The 18,957-nt window shown below is 33.6% G+C and carries 11 protein-coding genes; 5 read left to right on the top strand and 6 right to left on the bottom strand.

The window, feature by feature from the left end; genetic code table 11:
• Positions 1–61 precede the first annotated feature (61 nt).
• From QZ659_RS06805 to QZ659_RS06790, 4 genes are all read left to right on the top strand, one after another.
• Positions 62–2,608, top strand: a complete 2,547-nt coding sequence (locus QZ659_RS06805) for a YfhO family protein (RefSeq protein ID WP_291723904.1) — start codon at positions 62–64, stop codon at positions 2,606–2,608.
• A gap of 144 nt (positions 2,609–2,752) precedes the next feature.
• A complete protein-coding gene (locus tag QZ659_RS06800; RefSeq protein WP_291723901.1) occupies positions 2,753–3,451 on the top strand; it encodes an SIR2 family NAD-dependent protein deacylase in 699 nt (232 codons plus the stop codon).
• A gap of 964 nt (positions 3,452–4,415) precedes the next feature.
• Complete coding sequence (locus tag QZ659_RS06795) at positions 4,416–6,734, top strand: TonB-dependent receptor (protein WP_291723898.1); 2,319 nt, start codon at positions 4,416–4,418, stop codon at positions 6,732–6,734.
• Positions 6,735–6,811: 77 nt separating this feature from the next.
• Entirely contained in the window at positions 6,812–8,026 is a 1,215-nt protein-coding gene (locus QZ659_RS06790) for a PepSY-associated TM helix domain-containing protein (protein WP_291723895.1), read from the top strand.
• Positions 8,027–8,181: 155 nt separating this feature from the next.
• Here the strand turns inward: QZ659_RS06790 and QZ659_RS06785 are convergent, their stop codons facing one another.
• From QZ659_RS06785 to QZ659_RS06775, 3 genes are all read right to left on the bottom strand, one after another.
• Positions 8,182–9,261, bottom strand: coding sequence for a hypothetical protein (locus QZ659_RS06785; protein ID WP_291723892.1), 1,080 nt, complete (start codon positions 9,259–9,261; stop codon positions 8,182–8,184).
• A 164-nt stretch (positions 9,262–9,425) separates the two neighbouring features.
• Positions 9,426–10,049: a hypothetical protein gene (locus QZ659_RS06780; RefSeq protein WP_291723889.1), complete on the bottom strand. Its 624-nt coding sequence runs from the start codon at positions 10,047–10,049 to the stop codon at positions 9,426–9,428.
• A gap of 94 nt (positions 10,050–10,143) precedes the next feature.
• The gene (locus tag QZ659_RS06775; protein WP_291723886.1) at positions 10,144–11,124 is read right to left on the bottom strand and encodes a pyruvate dehydrogenase complex E1 component subunit beta; all 981 of its coding nucleotides are present in this window, start codon (positions 11,122–11,124) and stop codon (positions 10,144–10,146) included.
• A 541-nt stretch (positions 11,125–11,665) separates the two neighbouring features.
• Here QZ659_RS06775 and QZ659_RS06770 point away from each other — a divergent pair.
• Positions 11,666–12,595: an alpha/beta hydrolase gene (locus QZ659_RS06770; RefSeq protein ID WP_291723884.1), complete on the top strand. Its 930-nt coding sequence runs from the start codon at positions 11,666–11,668 to the stop codon at positions 12,593–12,595.
• A gap of 711 nt (positions 12,596–13,306) precedes the next feature.
• On the opposite strand, the gene QZ659_RS06765 is transcribed toward QZ659_RS06770, so the two are convergent.
• The 3 genes from QZ659_RS06765 to QZ659_RS06755 form a co-directional block, all read right to left on the bottom strand.
• Positions 13,307–13,897 (bottom strand): transposase, encoded by a 591-nt coding sequence (locus QZ659_RS06765; RefSeq protein WP_291723883.1) that lies wholly within the window; start codon positions 13,895–13,897, stop codon positions 13,307–13,309.
• Positions 13,898–14,210: 313 nt separating this feature from the next.
• Positions 14,211–17,954, bottom strand: a complete 3,744-nt coding sequence (locus tag QZ659_RS06760; protein WP_291723880.1) for an Eco57I restriction-modification methylase domain-containing protein — start codon at positions 17,952–17,954, stop codon at positions 14,211–14,213.
• 161 nt (positions 17,955–18,115) lie between these two features.
• Positions 18,116–18,886: a hypothetical protein gene (locus tag QZ659_RS06755; RefSeq protein WP_291723876.1), complete on the bottom strand. Its 771-nt coding sequence runs from the start codon at positions 18,884–18,886 to the stop codon at positions 18,116–18,118.
• Positions 18,887–18,957 lie beyond the last annotated feature (71 nt).

Raw genomic sequence — 18,957 nt, 5'->3', positions numbered from 1 at the left:
ATATTCTATATTTGTAGGATAAAAAATGAAATTTTAAAATAGTATCATTTCTCAATTCTTGATGAAAAACTTTTCTTTTGCTCGTCTTTTACCTCATTTGTTTGCCATCTTGGCTTTTTATTTTATCACGCTTACTTATTTCTACCCTGAATTTGTAGATGGCGAATCGCTTAGACAAAGCGATATGATGCAATATCAAGGAATGGTACAAGAAAATTCCAAATATTTGAGAGAAAATGGAGAGCCTTCTATGTGGAATGGACGTATGTTTTCTGGTATGCCAGCTTATATGACCTATCCTATTTTTCCGTATGGTGCGCTGCCTGTTTTTGAGGCTATTTTACGAGGAGGAATACCAGAGCAAATGGCTGCTCATCTTCTGTTTCTGACAATGTTTTGTACTTATATTATGTTGTTGTGTTTCAGAACCAAACCTCTTTGGAGTGCTGTTGGAGGAGTTGTTTTTGCTCTTACAACCTACAACCTTATCTTAATAGAGGTAGGACATATTACCAAACTTTGGGCGATTGCGTATGCTGCGCTTATTTTAGGAGGAATGAAGCTAACTTTTGATAGAAAATATTGGCTAGGATTTGCGCTCACAGCACTAGGGATGGCATTAGAAGTAAAGGCAAGTCATTATCAGATAACGTATTATTTAGGATTTATTTGTTTGATTTTTGGAATCAATGAACTGATTTTTTCCTCTAAAAACGGTAAAATACTAGAGTTTGTAAAGCAAGCAGGGTTTCTAATTGTTGCTTTTGGGTTAGGAGTCGCTGTAAATGCAGGAAAGATAATGACAACTATGGAATACAGCCCTTATTCTACTCGTGGAGGAACAGAATTAACAGTTGATAAAACTAACAAAGACCCAAATAGTCAATCGCAAAGTAACGAAGGACTAAGTAAAGATTATGCTTTTAGTTGGAGTCAAGGGATTGGAGAGACTTTTACACTGCTTGTTCCTTATTTGTATGGAGGCTCATCTTCTGAAATTTTGGATAAAGATTCTAAAACCTATAATGCTTTGCGAGGACAATATTCTGAAAAACAGTTGGAAGAATTGCCTTTGCCACTTTATCATGGAGACCAACCTTTTACGGCTGCGCCAATTTATGCAGGTGCTGTATTGTGCTTTTTGTTTGTATGGGGAATGGTAGTTTTAGATGGTCGTGAAAAATGGTGGATTTTAGGAGCTGCGCTTTTTATGGCAATGCTTGCTTGGGGAGACAATTTTGCTACACTGAATTATTTTCTATTTGACTATATTCCTGGGTTTAATAAATTTCGTTCTGTTTCGATGGCACTTGCACTGACTATTTTACTCATGACGACTTTAGCTTTTAGAGCAATAAGTGAACGATTGAGTAACTATTTCTTAGCAGGTAAAGAAGACAAAACTGTACTATCAAAAAATAATGATACTAAGGAAAATGTATTTTTAAAAAATCTTTTTATTGCTACTGGAATTACTGCAGGTTTGTGTGTCTTGATTTTGCTCTACTCTGGAAGTATGAATGTGAGTGCTGCAACTGATGCTCAACTCGGACAATTAGCCGATTTAGTTCGCCAAGACCGTATTTCAATGATTCGTTCTAGTGCTTTCCGTTCGCTGTTTTTGATAGTTTTGGTAGCAGGAGCAATTTATTTGTACATCAAAAAGACAATACCTGCTATGGCAGCTTTTGCTCTTATTACTCTTTTAGCAATTGGAGATGTATTTTTGATAGGAAAAGATTACTTGCCATCTTCTAAGTTTTCAGAAGGTAATGCACAAGCAAGTATGCAAGCTGCACCAGTTGATACAGAAATTTTTAAAGATAAAGATTTGGGATATAGAGTTGTATTTATTCAAAATATTCAACAGGAATCACGTACATCTTATTTCCACCGTTCTTTGGGAGGTTATTTTGCTGCTAAAATGCAACGTTATCAAGATTTGATGGAACGCCCTTTAGGGCAAGAACAGACATACGTTATGTCTTCTTTGCAAGCCCAAAGACGACCAGATTTTTCTAAAACTCCTGTGTTGAATATGCTCAACGCTCGTTATGTTACCTATGGAATGCAGAAAGAGCAAATGCTCTATAATACTAATGCTTTCGGAACAGCTTGGTTTGTCTCAAAAATAAAGCAAGTAAATAATCCAGATGAAGAAATGACTGCTCTTGTCAGTGCAACAACTAAACAAGAAATAGATTTGAGTGAAGTTGCTATTTTAGATAAATCTAAATTTGAAGTTTCTACCACCAATTTTGAAAAAGATAGTACAGCTACTATCAAAATGACAAAATATGATTCTAAAGTATTGGAATATGAGAGCAACAATCAGAACGATGGTTTTGCAGTATTTTCAGAAATTTATTATCCAAAAGGCTGGATAGCAACCATTGATGGAAAAGAAGCAAATATTGTATCTGTAAATTATGTATTGCGTGGATTAGAAATTCCAAAAGGAAAGCATAAAATTGTCTTTACATTTGAATCCGATTCTTATAGAATAGGTGCAACAATTACTCAAATTTCTTCTTGGCTTGTTTTGCTTGTTGTATTGGTAAGTTTTGGATTGGGAATAAAAAATAGCTTAACACCAAACAAGGAATAATTTTTAAGTGTTGTAACTCTAATTTTATTCTCAACGACGGTTTCCAATCTTGCTTATAATTGGCACAAAACAAGTTTGTACATGTTCAGAAAGTTTCGCAATTTAAAATCTTATATTTCTTATAAATCCTATTCATCGATAACTATGCGTAAAAAAATTGTAGTCTTGACAGGTGCTGGTGTGAGCGCAGAAAGTGGAATTGCTACCTTTAGAGCTTCTGATGGGCTTTGGGAAGGACACCGAGTAGAAGAAGTAGCTTCTCCAGAAGGGTGGAAAGCAAATCCAGAAAAAGTATTACAATTTTACAACGAACGCAGAAAAGGATTATTAGACGCACAGCCCAACGAAGCACATAAGATATTGGCACAACTTGAACGAAACTTTGATGTAACCATCATTACTCAAAATGTAGATGATTTGCACGAACGAGCAGGTTCTTCTCATGTCTTACACTTGCACGGAGAACTTATGAAAGCAAGAAGCTCCGTAGATGAATCTTATGTTGTTAAGATGAACGGATGGGAACAAAAAATGGGAGAAAAATGTCCGAAAGGACATCAAATGCGTCCTTATATTGTTTGGTTTGGAGAGCCAGTACCGATGATGGAAGAGGCTGTTATGGAAGCTATGGGAGCAGATATTTTTGTTGTGGTAGGAACTTCGCTCTTAGTCTATCCTGCTGCTGGCTTGATTGAGTATGCTCCTCGCCAAGCTCCAAAATACATCATAGACCCCAAAATTCCTGCTGTCAATCCTTTGCCTAATCTTCATTTTATCGAAGAAGTTGCCACTAAAGGAATGAAAAAATTAGAAGCTATGTTGATGAGAGATTATACATATTAGGAAGTTGTTTAAGAATGAAAAAATAACCGTCGTTGATGCTCAAAATGCAGCCGTCAATGAGGATAAACTTCTCAAAACGACAGCAAATATCTATGGATGTCCAGTACTTTAGGCAAAGATTATTTTCAATTAGTAAGTAACAAAAGTCAATCTTATTCTTACCTCCTATTTATACTCTTCAATCAAGTCCAATAAAGATTATTTTGATTTAGAATACTTTACCCCTGCTCTGTGACACACAGAGCAGTATTTTTACAATAAAGAACAGTATAAACTAAATATGTCCGAGTACTTATTTTAGGTATAATATAGCTGATGTTTCTTTATGAAAACACAAGTTACAGAGCAACGAAATATTGAATGTTTTGCAAGCAGGGAAATTTGTCGTACACCCCATTTCTTTTGTCTAGATATTTAAAAAATCTCTGATAGAGTAAACAAGAGACTTACTTACACGTCCAATCTTCTAGTGAATTACCTTCTTTTAAAGTTTATATAATACCAAAGTAAAAGCTGTTTTACCCTAATATTTTTGCTCTGTTCTACAAGGCTGACCTTATTTTCTACTTAGGGCAGTACCGACATAGTTTAATTTTGATATAATCAAGTAGCAAAATAAATCCTTTGTAAAGTTTTAACCCTGCATTACAATTCAAAATCTGCTACTGCTCTCTGTTTCTTTTTGCATCTACCAAAAGTCCTGCTAAATCAACTCTAAAAAGTTGTTGTATTATTTATTCTGCATGTATAGCCACATCACTCTAGGCAAAAATTTGATAAAAAAAATATACATCAAATAGCTTATACTCAACATTTTCACTTTAATCTAAAAAAAGAAGCTGTCAAATTAATATAGTTTTGTTTTGCGTGAATAAAATTATTTGCTAGTTTTGTGTTGTTATTTTTAATCAGTCTAAATAAAAACAAAACCATGAAAATTATTTTTACCTTTTTGTTCACAATTTTGCTAAACACATTACTGTTTGCACAAAGTTCTATAAACGGCGCTATCCAACTAAATGATGGAACACCTGCCGTAGCAGTCAATGTTTACTTAGAAGGCACAAGTATTGGAACAACTACTAATGCTGTCGGATTCTATGAAATTAAAAACGTAGAAGTTGGCAATCACACTTTAAAAATTGCAGGGATTACTATCAAACCTATTTCAAAAGCGATTTCAGTTGAAGCTAACCAAACAATCACTTTAAACTTTACTGTTGAAGAATCTACAGGCAATCTTGATGAAGTTTCAGTAACAGCATCTTCTGAAAAATCAAAGTCAAAAGTTTCTACTTCATTAAGATTACAAACAGAAATTGAAAAACTACCTCAAAATATTCAAGTCATACAAAGAAAAGATTTAGACAATCAAATTGTATTAAGTCTGAGTGATGGTTTGTTGCGTAATGTAAGTGGAACTATGCGTTTGGAGCATTGGGGCGATGTTTACGCTCGTGTCAATATGAGAGGGAGTCGTGCTTCTGCCTTTTTCAATGGTGTAAATATTACCTCAAGTTGGGGACCTTTGACAGAAGATATGAGCTATGTAGAACGAATAGAGTTTGTAAAAGGACCTGCTGGTTTTATGATGTCAAGTGGCGAACCAAGTGGTATTTATAATATTGTTACCAAAAAACCAACAGGAGATGATTTTAATGGTTCGGTGCGTTTTACAACAGGTAGTTATAATCTATTTCGTGCTGAAGCAGATGTAGATACAAAAATTACTAACAAATTATCTGCAAGGCTCAATGTAATGGGGCAAAATAAAAACTCATTTAGAGATTATGAATACAATGACAGATACATTGTTGCTCCTTCACTGCGTTATGATTTCAATTCAAAAACGAAACTTACTGCCGAATATATTTATCAGAAAGCAAAAATGTCTAACATTGGAGCATCTTATATTTTCAGTACAGAAGGCTACGCAACATATCCTGCCAAAACCACTTTAGGAGATTCTGGATTAGAGCCAAGTCTTGTTGATGACCAAACTTTCAATGTAAATTTTCAACACGAATTTAGAAAAGATTGGAAAATCACAGCACAAACTACCTATATAAATAGCTATCAAGTCGGACAAAGCATGTGGGCTGGAGCTGTACAAAAAGATTTAGTTCAGCGTAATGTGAGTTTATTTGAATCTAGCAATATCATGAAATTTGCACAAGTTTATGTTAATGGTAAAGTTATGACAGGTAGCGTAAGTCATAAATTAGTTGGTGCTTTAGATGTAGGAACAAAAGAGTATATGGCAGATTGGAATCAGTCGCATCAATTAGAAACAGGTGATAATTATTTCTCAATGACAGCAGAAGGCTACCAACCTGTAACAAATGGTTATCCTGATTTTGATTTATCACAACCATTAGAAATACGTTCGAATCCTTATGGAAGAATCAATTTACAATACTCAGGAATATATCTTCAAGATGAATTAGGATTTTTAGACGACAAAATCCGTCTTACTTTGGCTACTCGTTTTACAGATATTTCGCAGTCAAGTTATGGTGGTGCAGAACAAAAAGCTAGTCAGTGGACTCCAAGAATTGGTATTAGTGGTTCGGTTGATGAGCATACTTCAGTGTATGCTTTGTACGACCAAAGTTTTGTTCCTCAGTCTGGCATTTTGAGAAATGGAGATAAAATTAAGCCTATTACAGGAAATAATTTAGAGTTAGGAATAAAAAGAGATTGGTTTGATAAAAAATGGACAACTACATTATCACTCTATCAAATCACTAAGAAAAATGAGTTGATAAGCGACCCTAACAATGCTCCAACTGAACAGTATTCTATTATAAAAGGAGAATCAGAATCAAGAGGAATTGAGTTTGATTTGAGAGGAGAAATAATTAAAGGCTTGAATCTTACTTTAAATTATGCCCTAACTGAAAATCTAATTACAAAATCAAATGTAGAATCACTGAAAGAAGGAGACCTTGTTCCAGGATATGCAAAGCATACAGCAAATACATGGATTGCTTACACACAGCAAACAGGACTGTTGAAAGGCGCAGGATTGTCTTTAGGTGCAACGATACTTGCTGATAGAACTACATGGGGATGGGCTTCTGCTCCAAATCAACAATCTCTTGGTGATTATAAAAAAGTAGATGCAGGTATTTTTTGGGGAAATGATGATTTACAAGTTACACTCAATATATACAATGTACTTGATGAATATTTATATAGTGGTGCTCCTTATGGAACTTTCTATTATTATCAAGCTGAAGCTCCAAGAAATTGGCGTTTAGCTGTTGCCTACAAATTTTAATCTTATTATTCTATTCTTTCTAAACTATCTAAAGCAATGCCTTTAGATAGTTTAGTTGTTTTAATTTAACTCTAATTATGGCGTTACCAAATAGAAAGAAAATATTCAAAAAGTGGGTAAGGAAATTTCATCTATGGGCTGGCTTGGCTATTGGAAGTATCATTTTTATCATCTCTGTTACAGGTTGTTTGTATGTATTCAAAGATGAAATTCAAGACATTTTGCGAAAAGATGCTATGTTTCATAATGAAGCCAACATAGATAAAAAACAAGTATTACCTATTCATATACTAGAAAAAAAAGTAAATGAATATACACAAGAAAAATATCCTGTACACTGGGTAAATATTCCAATTGATAGAAATGAAAGCTATAGATTTTACTATTATGAAAAAAATCCTGAAACTACTTGGAATTATTTTGATGAATTTATTATCTATAAATCAGTGTATGTTAATCCTTATACAGGAGAAGTTTTAGGTATTTATGATGAAAAAAATGGCTTTTTTGGAATTGTGTTAGCTATCCATTTTTCATTATTACTAGCACGTCCTATTGGAAGTTGGGTGGTCGGAATTGCTACTTTACTATTCATTGGAATGCTGATTACAGGAATTATAATTTGGTGGCCCAAAAATAAAAAAGCGAGAAAACAGCGTTTTTGGTTTCCTAAAAAAAATCTAAAGAATTGGAAAAAGTTTAATTATGATTTGCATAATATTTTAGGGTTTTATGCTTCTTTTATCGGAATCATAATTGCGATTACAGGCTCATTTTATGCCTTTTTCTTTGTTAGAGCTTTGATATATCTTGTCTTTTCGGGTGGACTTACACAATATCCTGATTTTTCAGAATACAAAACAACATCTCCAAAAACAGAACGAACAGCAACCACTCCAGATAAAATAGCAACACAAGTCGAAAAATTGTATCCTAAAGCCTATGGATATAGTATTGATTTAGGACATGAGCATTTAGACGAGCATTCGCATCCAGCTTTTTCCATCTATATTCAACAAAAAAAAGGAGTTTATTATATCAACAATGAAGTTTTCTTTGATGAAAATTCAGGAGAAATGCTTTATAACCGTCCTCACAAGGAGAAGAATTTTGGAGAAAAAGTAATTGCAGCCAATTATGATATTCATGTCGGTGCAATTTTGGGATTAGGAGGAAAAATATTAGCTTTTTTCGTTTCTCTTATCTGTGCATCCTTGCCCGTTACAGGTTTTATGATTTGGTGGCAAAGACATAAGAAGAGAAAGGTCATGTTTGTGAAAAAAATGGAATAGTTTATTCTGATGTATTCACTGGAGTTACATAGAGTTGGGTTTGTAAATCCAACTTTATGGAGAAATGAACCTTACAAAACTGACTGATAAGGTGTACTACTTTTTGAAATAGTATCAACAAAAGGACAAAGTTGGCTTTGTCCTTTTGTTTTTATCTAACGTATTTGGTTTTGGATAGCTTCTACAAAATCCTGTTTTTTATCTACAAACAATGCCAAAGTTTTAGCTTCTTTATTCATTCCATAAACTCCTTTTATTTTGGCTTTTTTATTTAAACGAATAACCACATTATGAGCCTCAAGCTCACTCAAAGGAGATAATTTTTGATAGAGTTTCCTTTTTTCTTTATCGCCTGCTACTTCTGTTTCAATGAGTTCTTCTAGTGGTTTTTCAGAAGTTTCTATTGAAACAATATTTTCTATCTTAATTTCTGTTTCGCTCATTATTCCGTAACGCAAATATAAGGTGTCATTTTCTATCAAAATAGGTCTTTTTGAAAAAGATTTGGCAAATGCCATTATCTGAAAGCCTGTATAAATACTCAAAATAGTAAGTACCCACGCAACAACTAGATTCCATTCTGCTAAAAGCAAATGAAGAGCAATCGTTTCAACAGCAATAATAAAAACCAATGCTCCCAAAAGCCCAACTGTTCCACTATTTTTGTGGTAGGTAAACTCTTTAGCAGGATGTATTTCAGTTTTTTTCCAATTGATTATTGAATAATAAATGACAGCTACTTCGGTAGCCAATAAAGAAGCAGGTAGTTTGGGTAGAATTTCCTCACAGCTATTTTTCAAAACAGTAAAGAAATCGAATGAAGTTGTTTTTGAGCTTTCAGCAGCTATACTCTTATATTTTTTGATGGCAGTTCTTACCTTCCATATTACGATACTCAAAATTCCTAATTCTACAAAAGGAAAGAAATACTCTTTAAATCCTTGTAAATAAATTTGATTGTCTTGAGGTAAAACATAAAGCCCTAAAAATAGACCTATAATCATTAGGGTAATGGCTGTAAAGTTTGGGATTTTTGTCTTTCGTATCACTAAAAAATAGATGATAGGAATAGTAATTACAAAATCTACACTTATAGCCATAATGAAACTCTCAGATTGAGATAGGAAATAAGGAGAATGTATCAGATAAACAAGTCCTGCTAAGAGAAACAGAGGAATAGAAAGGAGTAAAAATTGCTTGTTTATTTTTAAACTTTGAAGAAAAGTAGTGTTCATAATTTTTAAATTCTGATGTTTCAAAAAAGAGAAGTATCTCTATTTTCTCTAACGTAAACTAAGAGCTTAGAGCTAAAAAAAACTCATTTGTATAAAAAAAGCGATTACCAACATCAAATTAGTAATCGCTTTATAGAAAAACTTACAAAATTATTTTCTTTAGTTTATTTATCTTCCCAGTTACCGACAGTAGAAACTTCGTTGAGAGAACCAAAACGTAAGAATTTTGTACGACGATTTGTATTTTCGTCTGAACGCTCAGGGTTTACTGGATAAGGGTCAATTACTTCAATATAATCTGCCAAAATATCTGTTTTTCCTGTTGGTTTTTTCTCTACAAACATTTTAAACTGTTTATCTCCTTTACCTGGAATATATTCCATGCTGTCTAGGTTGAAAGTAGGAACTCCATTTTCAAAAACGCTATTGATAGCTGGTGTAGTACCGAGCGTATCATAAACAACACGAATACTATCTCCTAAATAGTATGTTTCAAGAGTACGGATTTTGTCTTTAGGAATTACGATTTCTCTTTTGCTGACGTTGTAGATAACGCCTTCTTTCATAAATTGCTCTAAAGAATCCCATTCAGTAGCATATCTGCCATAGCGAAGTTGATAGGTTTTTTGTGCCTCACGAATAAGTTTGAGGCGTTCGATAACTCTTGCTTCAGATTCTACAATTTCTTGTTGTTGTTCTATCGTTGTCTTGATATTATCTACAAGAGCATAGCCAAGTGCAACAGCACAAATCCAAAATAAAAGAGTAAAAATGGTTCGTTTTTTCATGTTGAAAAGAAATAAATAAATTTTGAATACAGTATAATGCTGTAAATTTCGTTATTTTATTGATAAATCAAAATATTTTTTGGCTTCAGAAAGACTAGCTAACATAAGTTACATCTTTAATCGCCTCCACAGTACGTTTTACATTTGGTAGTACAGCCTCAATAAGCGTTGGAGCATAACTCAAAGGAACGTCCATAGAGTTTACTCTGCGAATTGGAGCATCCAAATAGTCAAAGGCGTGGCGTTGAACATTATAGGTAATGTCAGTAGCAATAGAACCTAGTGGCCAAGCCTCCTCTACAATTACCAAACGGTTGGTTTTCTTCACAGACTCAATGACTGTTTTGTAATCTATCGGACGAACAGACATTAAATCTACAATTTCTACCGAAATGCCTTCTTTTTCTAATTCTTCGGCAGCTTGCTGAGCTACTTTCAAGATTTTTCCAAAAGAAACCACTGTTACGTCTGTTCCTTCACGCTTAATATCAGCTTTTCCTAGTGGAATGAGATATTCTTCTTCTGGAACTTCGCCTTTATCGCCATACATCATCTCAGACTCCATAAAAATCACAGGGTCATTATCACGAATAGACGATTTGAGTAAGCCTTTTGCATCATACGGATTTGCTGGAACAACTACCTTCAAGCCTGGTGTGTTGGCATACCAATTCTCAAAGTTTTGGGAATGCTGTGCGCCTAACTGCCCTGCATTTCCTGTTGGACCACGAAAAACAATCGGTGCGCCATATTGCCCACCCGACATCGCTAATGTTTTGGCTGCTGAATTAATTACTTGGTCTATGGCAACTAATGAAAAGTTGAAGGTCATAAACTCTATAATCGGACGCAATCCGTTCATGGCTGCCCCAACTCCAATACCTGCAAAACCAAGTTCTGCGATAGGGGTATCAATAACACGTTTTGCTCCAAACTCGTCCAACATTCCTTGGCTGACTTTGTAAGCTCCATTGTATTCTGCTACTTCTTCTCCCATCAAAAAAACGCTTTTGTCTCTTCGCATTTCTTCGCTCATGGCTTCACGTAGGGCTTCTCTAAACTGAATTACTCGCATAAGTTCTGTAAATTTTTAGTATGAGCTATGTATTTTAAATATAGCTAGTGTGTTTGGGTCAATTTTATTTGTGATGGTAAATTTACAGAATATAGACCAATAAGAAAATAAATTTGTCTCTTTATTTAAAAATTGATTCTGTATGTTCTGTAATCCAACTTTTTAGGAAAAGTAACAAAATTCAGTAAATTTTTGAAATTGAAGTAATTATTAATAAGGTCAGTCTCATAGAGCAAACCGATAAATCGTTTTTTTAGCTAAAACTAGGGGGGATGACGAAAATCCCTTTTTGTTTTATATCAAAAAAATATCCTTTACATTTCGTTGCGCTGCAACTTTTTCTATGTTTTTTTATAAAAAATACGTTTTTATTAGCTTTTATGTAAAACACAAGTTGCAGCGCAACGAAATATTGAATGTTTTACGAGAAGGGAAATTTATCGTACACCCTAAAACAATTACTGTTTGCTAGATTTTGTAACTTTGTAAAATACGTTTTTAAATGGATACAGGGTAAAATAACAGAGGCATTTTTAAAAATATGAACTTAGAAAAAGATTTCACTTCTCAAATCATAGATTTGGCAGACGACTACGAAGGAAAAGTAGTGGCAACGCTTGTTTCTTGTAACCATAATACAGGCAATCGAAAAAGCGTGATTTATATTCATGGCTATATCGATTATTTTTTTCATCCTCATGTGGCTGAGAAATTTATAGAGAACGGATTTGATTTTTATGCTCTAGACCTCCGAAAATATGGACGCTCATGGCTTTCACATCAGAGAGAAAACTACTGCAAATCCATAACAGAATATTTTGAAGAAATATCTTTGGCAGTCAATCAAGTTTATGAAACAAATTCATCTGATATTTATCTTTTCGGACACTCAACAGGAGGGCTTGTTGCTGCCAACTACGCCAATTTTGGAGAAGAAAAAGCTAAAATAACTGGACTAATTCTTAATTCGCCTTTCTTAGATTTTTATGAAGGTGAGTTTATGAAAAATATTATTTTGGCAGCTTCCAATACGCTAAATTTATTTTCAGATTATGCTTATATAAGAAATACGCTGTCGCCTGTTTATGTACAAAGTATTCACAAAAAATACAAAGGAGAATGGAATTTTAATTTAGATTGGAAATATACACAAGGGTTTCCCACGTATTTCAAATGGCTATTAGCTATCTATGAAGGACACGAAAGACTACGCAAATATTCTAATCTTCAAATTCCTGTATTGGTAATGCACTCGTCTTCTTCTAAAAAAATGTCTCGTTTTTCAGAAAAAGCGTATCAAAACGATATTGTATTAGATGTAGAAGATATAAAAAGTAGAGGAAGTAATTTGGGAAGCAAAGTGAGGTTGTTGGAGGTAAAAGATGCGATGCACGATATTTTTTTATCTCCTACACCTGTGAGAGAAAAAGCCTTTGAAGGAATGTTTGAGTGGTTGAAAGAAATTGCGTAGGGAAAAATACAGCTTCATTCAGTATTATTTTCCTGTTCCAACCTTTAAGACACCTCTAAAATGCTCCAAATTAATGTATCACGGGTTTTCTAGCCCATCTTGTGCTTACTTTTTCGTCAGTATATGCTGACAAAAAAATGCATCCAAGCATAATGCTTGAACGAGAAACAATAAGATAAACCCATTCTATGCCTAATTAAAGGTACTTTTTTCTTAAATAACTTCTTAATATGATGCTTTGTAAACATCAATAGTAGCAATTTGAACTAATTTTTATCTATTCAAAAGTAGAAAAAGAATTTTGACAAGTTTTTGGATAGCTTGAAAAAAATAATCTCGTTCTTCCGACACTTACAAATCAAAGGATAATATTTTTGTAATTAACGTGAACTCGGGATTACATTTATTGATTATCAATATAATCTTCGGTACTGCCCTTTTGGCTGACCTTGATTAAAAGTAGGTCAGTCTCGTTAGAGCAGACCGAAAATAGTTTCTGTAGTGTATAGAGAAGCACTTAAGATTGGTTTTTAATCCCGAGTTCACGTTAGACTACCAATGCAATCATCTCTAACGAGGTCAAAAATAGCTCTATAAGGGCGTTCTATTGGTAGCCATAGAAATGCAACAAAGGATGGTAATCTCCATAGGAACGAACCATTATAAACCAAAAGAATAAGGAATATCTCACTAGAGCAGACCGAGTTTCTGTTAATAAAGATGGTCTATATCGTTGTCGTCAATAATTTGATAAGACTCTTTATAAAAATTCTCTTGACTAATATCTATCAAATTATAAGCAATTTTTTTGGTAATCAAAGAACCATTACGAACATTCAAATAGTCTCTGAAAGAACTAAATTCCCATTCCTCCATTTTCAAACACAGATTTGCTTGTATTGGATTTTGATGAATATAGTGAAAACAAGTAAACGGATAATTTCCTTTTTTACTTAGTTCTAAGTCCTTACCTTTTGTCTTCTGGCGAAATAAAGACCCTGTTCGTTTGTATTTGTTGTTGAAATATATAGTGTATTGATTGGTAAGTAATCTAAAACCGTTACTCAGTTTTGTAAGGCGAAGGTTTCCTAACTTTACTTCCTCAACAGAATTCTGATTTGTATTCACTAAAAAATGAAAATGATTTGGCATCAAGCAGTAGTTTACAATCTCACAAAAAGGTAAAACTCTTTCCCTTACTTTACGAAGAAAGAAAATATAATCTTCTCTCTCCAAAAATGTTGATTCTCTGTTATTCCCTTGATTATAAATGTGATAAAGTGTATCTGACTCTATGTGCATAGTATTTTTATTTTGAGTTAGTTTTTTTGTTAGGTCAGTCTCGCAGAGCAGACCGTTACAAACTATCGGTGCTGCCCTTTCGGGCTGACCTTATTTTATCTGTAAGGTCAGTCTCGTAGAAGACCGTTACAGAAAACTATCGGTGCTGCCCTTTCGGGCTGACCTTATTTTATCTGTAAGGTCAGTCTCACAGAGTAGACCGTTACAGAAAACTATCGATACTGCCCTTTTGTGCTGACCTTATTGTATCTGTAAGGTCAGTCTCACAGAGCAGACCGTTACAAACTATCGGTACTGCCCTTTCGGGCTGAACTTATTTTGAGTTATACTCCTGCTCACTCCATCCAAAATCAGTATCAATCAGCAACACTTCTTCATAGCTCAAATCATACAGCTTGTACACCAAAATATCAATTTCATTTTCTAACTCGCTCGTGTCGGTTGATGGATTGGATTGTTTAAGCGATAATATTTGAGTTACTTTTTCTTCTATTTGGGTTTGGGTTTCTTTGTTTGGAGTTTTTGGAATAGGTAAAGATTGAATTTCTGTTGTACTGACATTATTATTACTAGATGTGGCTTTAAATCGCCATTGAAATACTTTTGAGTTTAATAATCCTAATACAAATTCTAATTTGAAAAAAGATTGCTTTTCTATGTGTATGGAGTTAGTAGAATCAGCTAGGTAAGATTTAAGAGGAGCTATTGTAGCCACTAATCTTAACTTTTCATCTGTACCAGTAATTCTTTGGGTACTTATGCGTCTTACATTGATTAAAGGATTATTTTTGCCATCTTTGAAAAATTGCTCCTCATTTAAATACTCTTTCTTTCCTTGACTTAGTTTTAAATTGATTTTATACTGAGAGATTTCCACTCCCTTGATTAAATTAGCATTAGACTCACTTTTTTTATCTGTAATATATTCTCTGTAAACTGTTTGATTTATTTCACCTCTTCTGACTATGATACTTTCATTTTCCCTTATTGGTGGATGTTGATGTAGTTTTGTAAGCAAATTCCATTGTGTCTGATTTAATAGAGGAATGCAAACTTTAAAGCTGTCAAATTCAATTATTTTTTCAACAGAAGTTAAGTAGCTTTTTGGTTTATCTGAAAAAGAATTATGAGGATAGGTATTTACTAAGATACTAGAATCATTTACCCTCTTTTTTATTTTCTTGCTAAGAAGAATTAAAGTTGAAACCTTTGCATCTTCAAAAACTCGTAAAGAAGCATTATCTTTTTGAGGAAAACAATCTAAGTTCAAATACTCACAACTATCAAAGATAAATCTTCTTGTTGATTCCAAACTATTATCTCCAACTAAACTAAGAGGTATAATCATGCTTAAATAAGAGTTTGTTTTTGAAATATCATGTGATAGTTTGATAAATAGACGATATAAATTTAATTTTCCCCCTAAGACTTCTTCATATCTGTTAGTAAGTTTAGAGTATTCTAATATATTTTTATAGGGTTCTAATGTTGTGTTACGAGTTCTCTCTACAACAGTATAAGGAGGATTCCCAATCACAACGTCAAAGCCTACAAACTTTCCATTTTTATCTAATACTTCTGGAAACTCAAAACGCCATTCGAAAGCATTTTGATAGATGATGTTGTTGAGAATAGATTCTTTTTCGTCTTGTACTTTTTGTAGCGTGAGTTTGGCTTTTTTGAGTTCGGTTTTTAGTTTTTTGCTTGGTTTTTCTCCAAAGGCTTCTAGGTTCTGTACTTCGGTTTGTTTTTGCTCTAGCTTTCCCCTTGCTGTGGCTATTTTTTTCTTAAACTTACTATCTAGCGTTCCTGTAAAGGCAGATTTGATAGTATCAATTATCTTTACAATTTCTCTTTTTCGGTCTTTGTTTTTGGTGTTTTTGTATTCCTCTACGGCATTTTTGTAATCTTCTAGGCTATACGGATTTTCTTTGCTCTTGAAGGCATTTTTCAAATCTTCGTCTAGCTCAAAACGGCTTATCAAAGAGTTTCCAGTCTTGATATTGATGTCAATATTGGGCAGCGTTTGAAGCTGATTTTCTTCGGTGTAATAGGCATTTTTTAAAAGTTCTATCCAAAGCCTAAGCCTACATATTTTGACAGAATTGGGGTTGATGTCCACACCAAACAAGCAGTTTTCTATCAGCGTTTGTTTCTCGTGAAAGAGTGTTTCTTGTAGCCTTTGGCTATTTTTATTTTTGGGTTGGTAAGCAAAAATGGTTTCGTTTTCGTCTTCCACCACTAGCTCGTCGTTATCAATCTCAATATAAGCGTTTAGGCGTTTGCCGTCTTTATCAATCAAAACACCAAGCTCACTTTTTATGGCGATAAGCTCATTCAAAACACTGACTAAAAAGTGCCCAGAACCCACAGCAGGGTCGCATATTTTGAGTGAATTAATGATTTGATTGGCTTCTTTTCGTATGGCTTCTCTGTCTCCATTTCGAATATAGTCTTTCAAATCTTCTTGCAGAGCTTCAAAATCGTTGCATTTCCAAGCGTAATGTGTATTAAATTTTTCCACGACGGCTCTACGAAGCGTTTGTTTTGCCATATACATCGTAATATAGGCAGGTGTATAGAAAGAGCCATCTTTATACCCATTTATTTTTTCAAAAATAAGCCCCAAAACCGAAGCCGAAATAAGCGTTTTATTTTGGTTGCTCTCATCTACTTTTTCGCCTGTTTCTCCACTAAAATCGTAGGCTTCCAAAAACTTGAAAATATATTCCAAGACAGGCAAAGTTCCTGTAAGGCGTTTTAAATTGTCTTTTAGAACGGTTTTTTCGTAGAGTTCTAGCTCCAGTTCTTTCAAATTTGAAATCTGTAACGCCGAATCTTCTAACGTATTGGGTTCGAAAAGCGAACTATTCAGATAGGGAATATGATTGTATTTTTCTTTGATACGCTCGTTTCGGTCTTCTATTTTCTTTGCCAACGCCGAAAAAAAGAGTTCTTCCAAGTCATCAAAATCTTTGACAAAATCTGTATGCAGAAACTTATATTTCTCATCTTGGTTGTAGGTTACGAGCTGTGCTTCCAAGAGTTTGAGAAACAAAATTCGGTTTATCCACGTCAGAGAAAGCTCTAAAGCGACATTAAAAAGCTGTTCTTCTTTATCTTTTCCGTAGTTTTTAAGTTGGTTTACTTTCCTTAGATAATCTCTATCTTCTAAAATATAAATGGTCGTCTCTAGGAGTGAGCCATCGTTTCTATCTGCTTTTTGCTTGCGCTGAATTACTTTTTTGCCTTTTTCTTTGACTTCTTCCAAACCGATAAGGTGTAGAAGTTCGTAGTAAAACTGTTTGTTGAGTTGGTTACTGTCGTTTCCATAGGCTTGCGCTAGAAGATGAATCGGAGAAAAAACTTTGTAGAGCGAAACGAGCTTATCATCGTCTGTATTTTGAATATCTAAAAGCTCTTGAAAATCCTTTCGAATATCGATGTAAAGAAAAGGCAGTTCTTCTTTTACTTCTTCAATGTATTTTTTAGCAATTTCGTTGTAGAAAAGGTCGTTTTTGCTAGAATCTTTTTGTCCTGACAAGAACTGATTATATTCTTTGAGTAGTTTTTTATTTTTATAAAACGTATTGTAAAAATCTTCTCCTTTGAAAAAATACCATTCGTAGCCGTTGGTGGCAATAAGGTGTTTAATTTGGTTATTTTCTAAAGTTACTCGCTCTCTAAGGTAGTAGAGCAAAAGTTCTTGTAAGGCTTTTCTATTGAGGTTGTCTTTTTTCAAAAACTCGCTTTTGTTGCTTGGTCTTTTGGCTTCTATCAGCACACTAACATTACTCGTTGCATCTTTCCCTGCATAAATCGCCAAGTCAATTTTATCTTTTGTATTGATGAGATATTCCTCATAAAATACTTCTTTCAAAAAGGGTTTTATATACCCTTTGATATTTTCTTCACTTTCGTTCTTCTCATCACTTATTCGGATGTGTTCCAAACACGTATTGAGCGAGGTTTTAAATGAATTTATTTCATTTCTTGTAACACTTATTTTTCGGTAGGCAGGATGAAGGGCTTTGCTTGGCTTTTCGGTAATTTTCATTATAAACTATTTCAAGAACAAAAGTTTTGATTTCATTTTGAAATAAATCTATAAAAAAAGTAATTACTTTGCAATGAAGTAATTACTTTTTTTGTTGGCTATTATATAGTCGGTACTGACCTTAATTGATTTAGGTCAGTCTCGTTAGAGCAGACCAAAAATTATGACAAAGTTGGTTTAGAAATATTTATTCTCTGTTGTATGACTTCATAACTCCAATTCAACTGGTTCATATAGTATTTTGGATTATCCTTTATAATTTCCTGCCATTCTTTACTTGGACTCAAAATTATATTTTCTATGACATCAGAAAAAGATTTCAATACTCTTTTGGAGTTCATCCAAATGGTTACTTTTTCAACTAGCTCTTTCGATGAAAAAAGGTTATGAAACTCTTGGTAAACTATAATTTCAGAAAAATGAAATGCACTTGTTTCAGAAATATTTTTTAGCCAATTTTCTAATAAGACTGATACGTCAAGTTTTGCAGTATCAAACATTACTAAAATAGAATCTACCTTTTCAGCATCTTTTAAAGGATAAACCGACAAATAGTAGTCAAAAAAAGTAGTCATATAATTATTGAGTAGTTCCCATTCTTCCTTTGTCCAGTTTTCTTTTGAAAAACGTCCAACACGAGTTAGAGAAAGCTCTGCTGAATGGGTTGGGTATTTAAAGTTTGCTATCAGTTCTAAATAACGAGGGAGGAAATATTTGGTTTCTTCTAGCTTTCCACCTTCCAGTTCTCCTCTTCCTGCATCTTGATAGGATGTTAAAGCATCTATATTAATTTCTCTTACAGGTGTTTCTAATAAGTGTTTTTCTTCTTCTTCATACACACAACAAATCGTACAGGCATCAATAGGTTTTGAAACTGTATAGTTTTCAAAAACAGAATAAGCTCTTTCAATTATTTCTTTTAGTTCATTCATATTGCATTTGAATAATTGTTTTTGTACTAAAAAAGCCCATCCAATCATAAAAATTGAATAGGCTTATTCTT

The sequence above is a fragment of the Bernardetia sp. genome, from assembly GCF_020630935.1.
In the GTDB taxonomy this organism is placed as follows: Bacteria; Bacteroidota; Bacteroidia; order Cytophagales; family Bernardetiaceae; genus Bernardetia.
This window is presented reverse-complemented; position numbering and strand designations above follow the sequence as displayed.

Bases quoted from the DNA above. Each gene is read 5' to 3' on its own strand.
- QZ659_RS06805 (WP_291723904.1), top strand. From the start codon at position 62: ATGAAAAACTTTTCTTTTGCTCGTCTTTTACCTCATTTGTTTGCCATC.
- QZ659_RS06800 (WP_291723901.1), top strand. From the start codon at position 2,753: ATGCGTAAAAAAATTGTAGTCTTGACAGGTGCTGGTGTGAGCGCAGAA.
- QZ659_RS06790 (WP_291723895.1), top strand. From the start codon at position 6,812: ATGGCGTTACCAAATAGAAAGAAAATATTCAAAAAGTGGGTAAGGAAA.
- QZ659_RS06785 (WP_291723892.1), bottom strand. From the start codon at position 9,261: ATGAACACTACTTTTCTTCAAAGTTTAAAAATAAACAAGCAATTTTTA.
- QZ659_RS06780 (WP_291723889.1), bottom strand. From the start codon at position 10,049: ATGAAAAAACGAACCATTTTTACTCTTTTATTTTGGATTTGTGCTGTT.
- QZ659_RS06775 (WP_291723886.1), bottom strand. From the start codon at position 11,124: ATGCGAGTAATTCAGTTTAGAGAAGCCCTACGTGAAGCCATGAGCGAA.
- QZ659_RS06770 (WP_291723884.1), top strand. From the start codon at position 11,666: ATGAACTTAGAAAAAGATTTCACTTCTCAAATCATAGATTTGGCAGAC.
- QZ659_RS06765 (WP_291723883.1), bottom strand. From the start codon at position 13,897: ATGCACATAGAGTCAGATACACTTTATCACATTTATAATCAAGGGAAT.
- QZ659_RS06760 (WP_291723880.1), bottom strand. From the start codon at position 17,954: ATGAAAATTACCGAAAAGCCAAGCAAAGCCCTTCATCCTGCCTACCGA.
- QZ659_RS06755 (WP_291723876.1), bottom strand. From the start codon at position 18,886: ATGAATGAACTAAAAGAAATAATTGAAAGAGCTTATTCTGTTTTTGAA.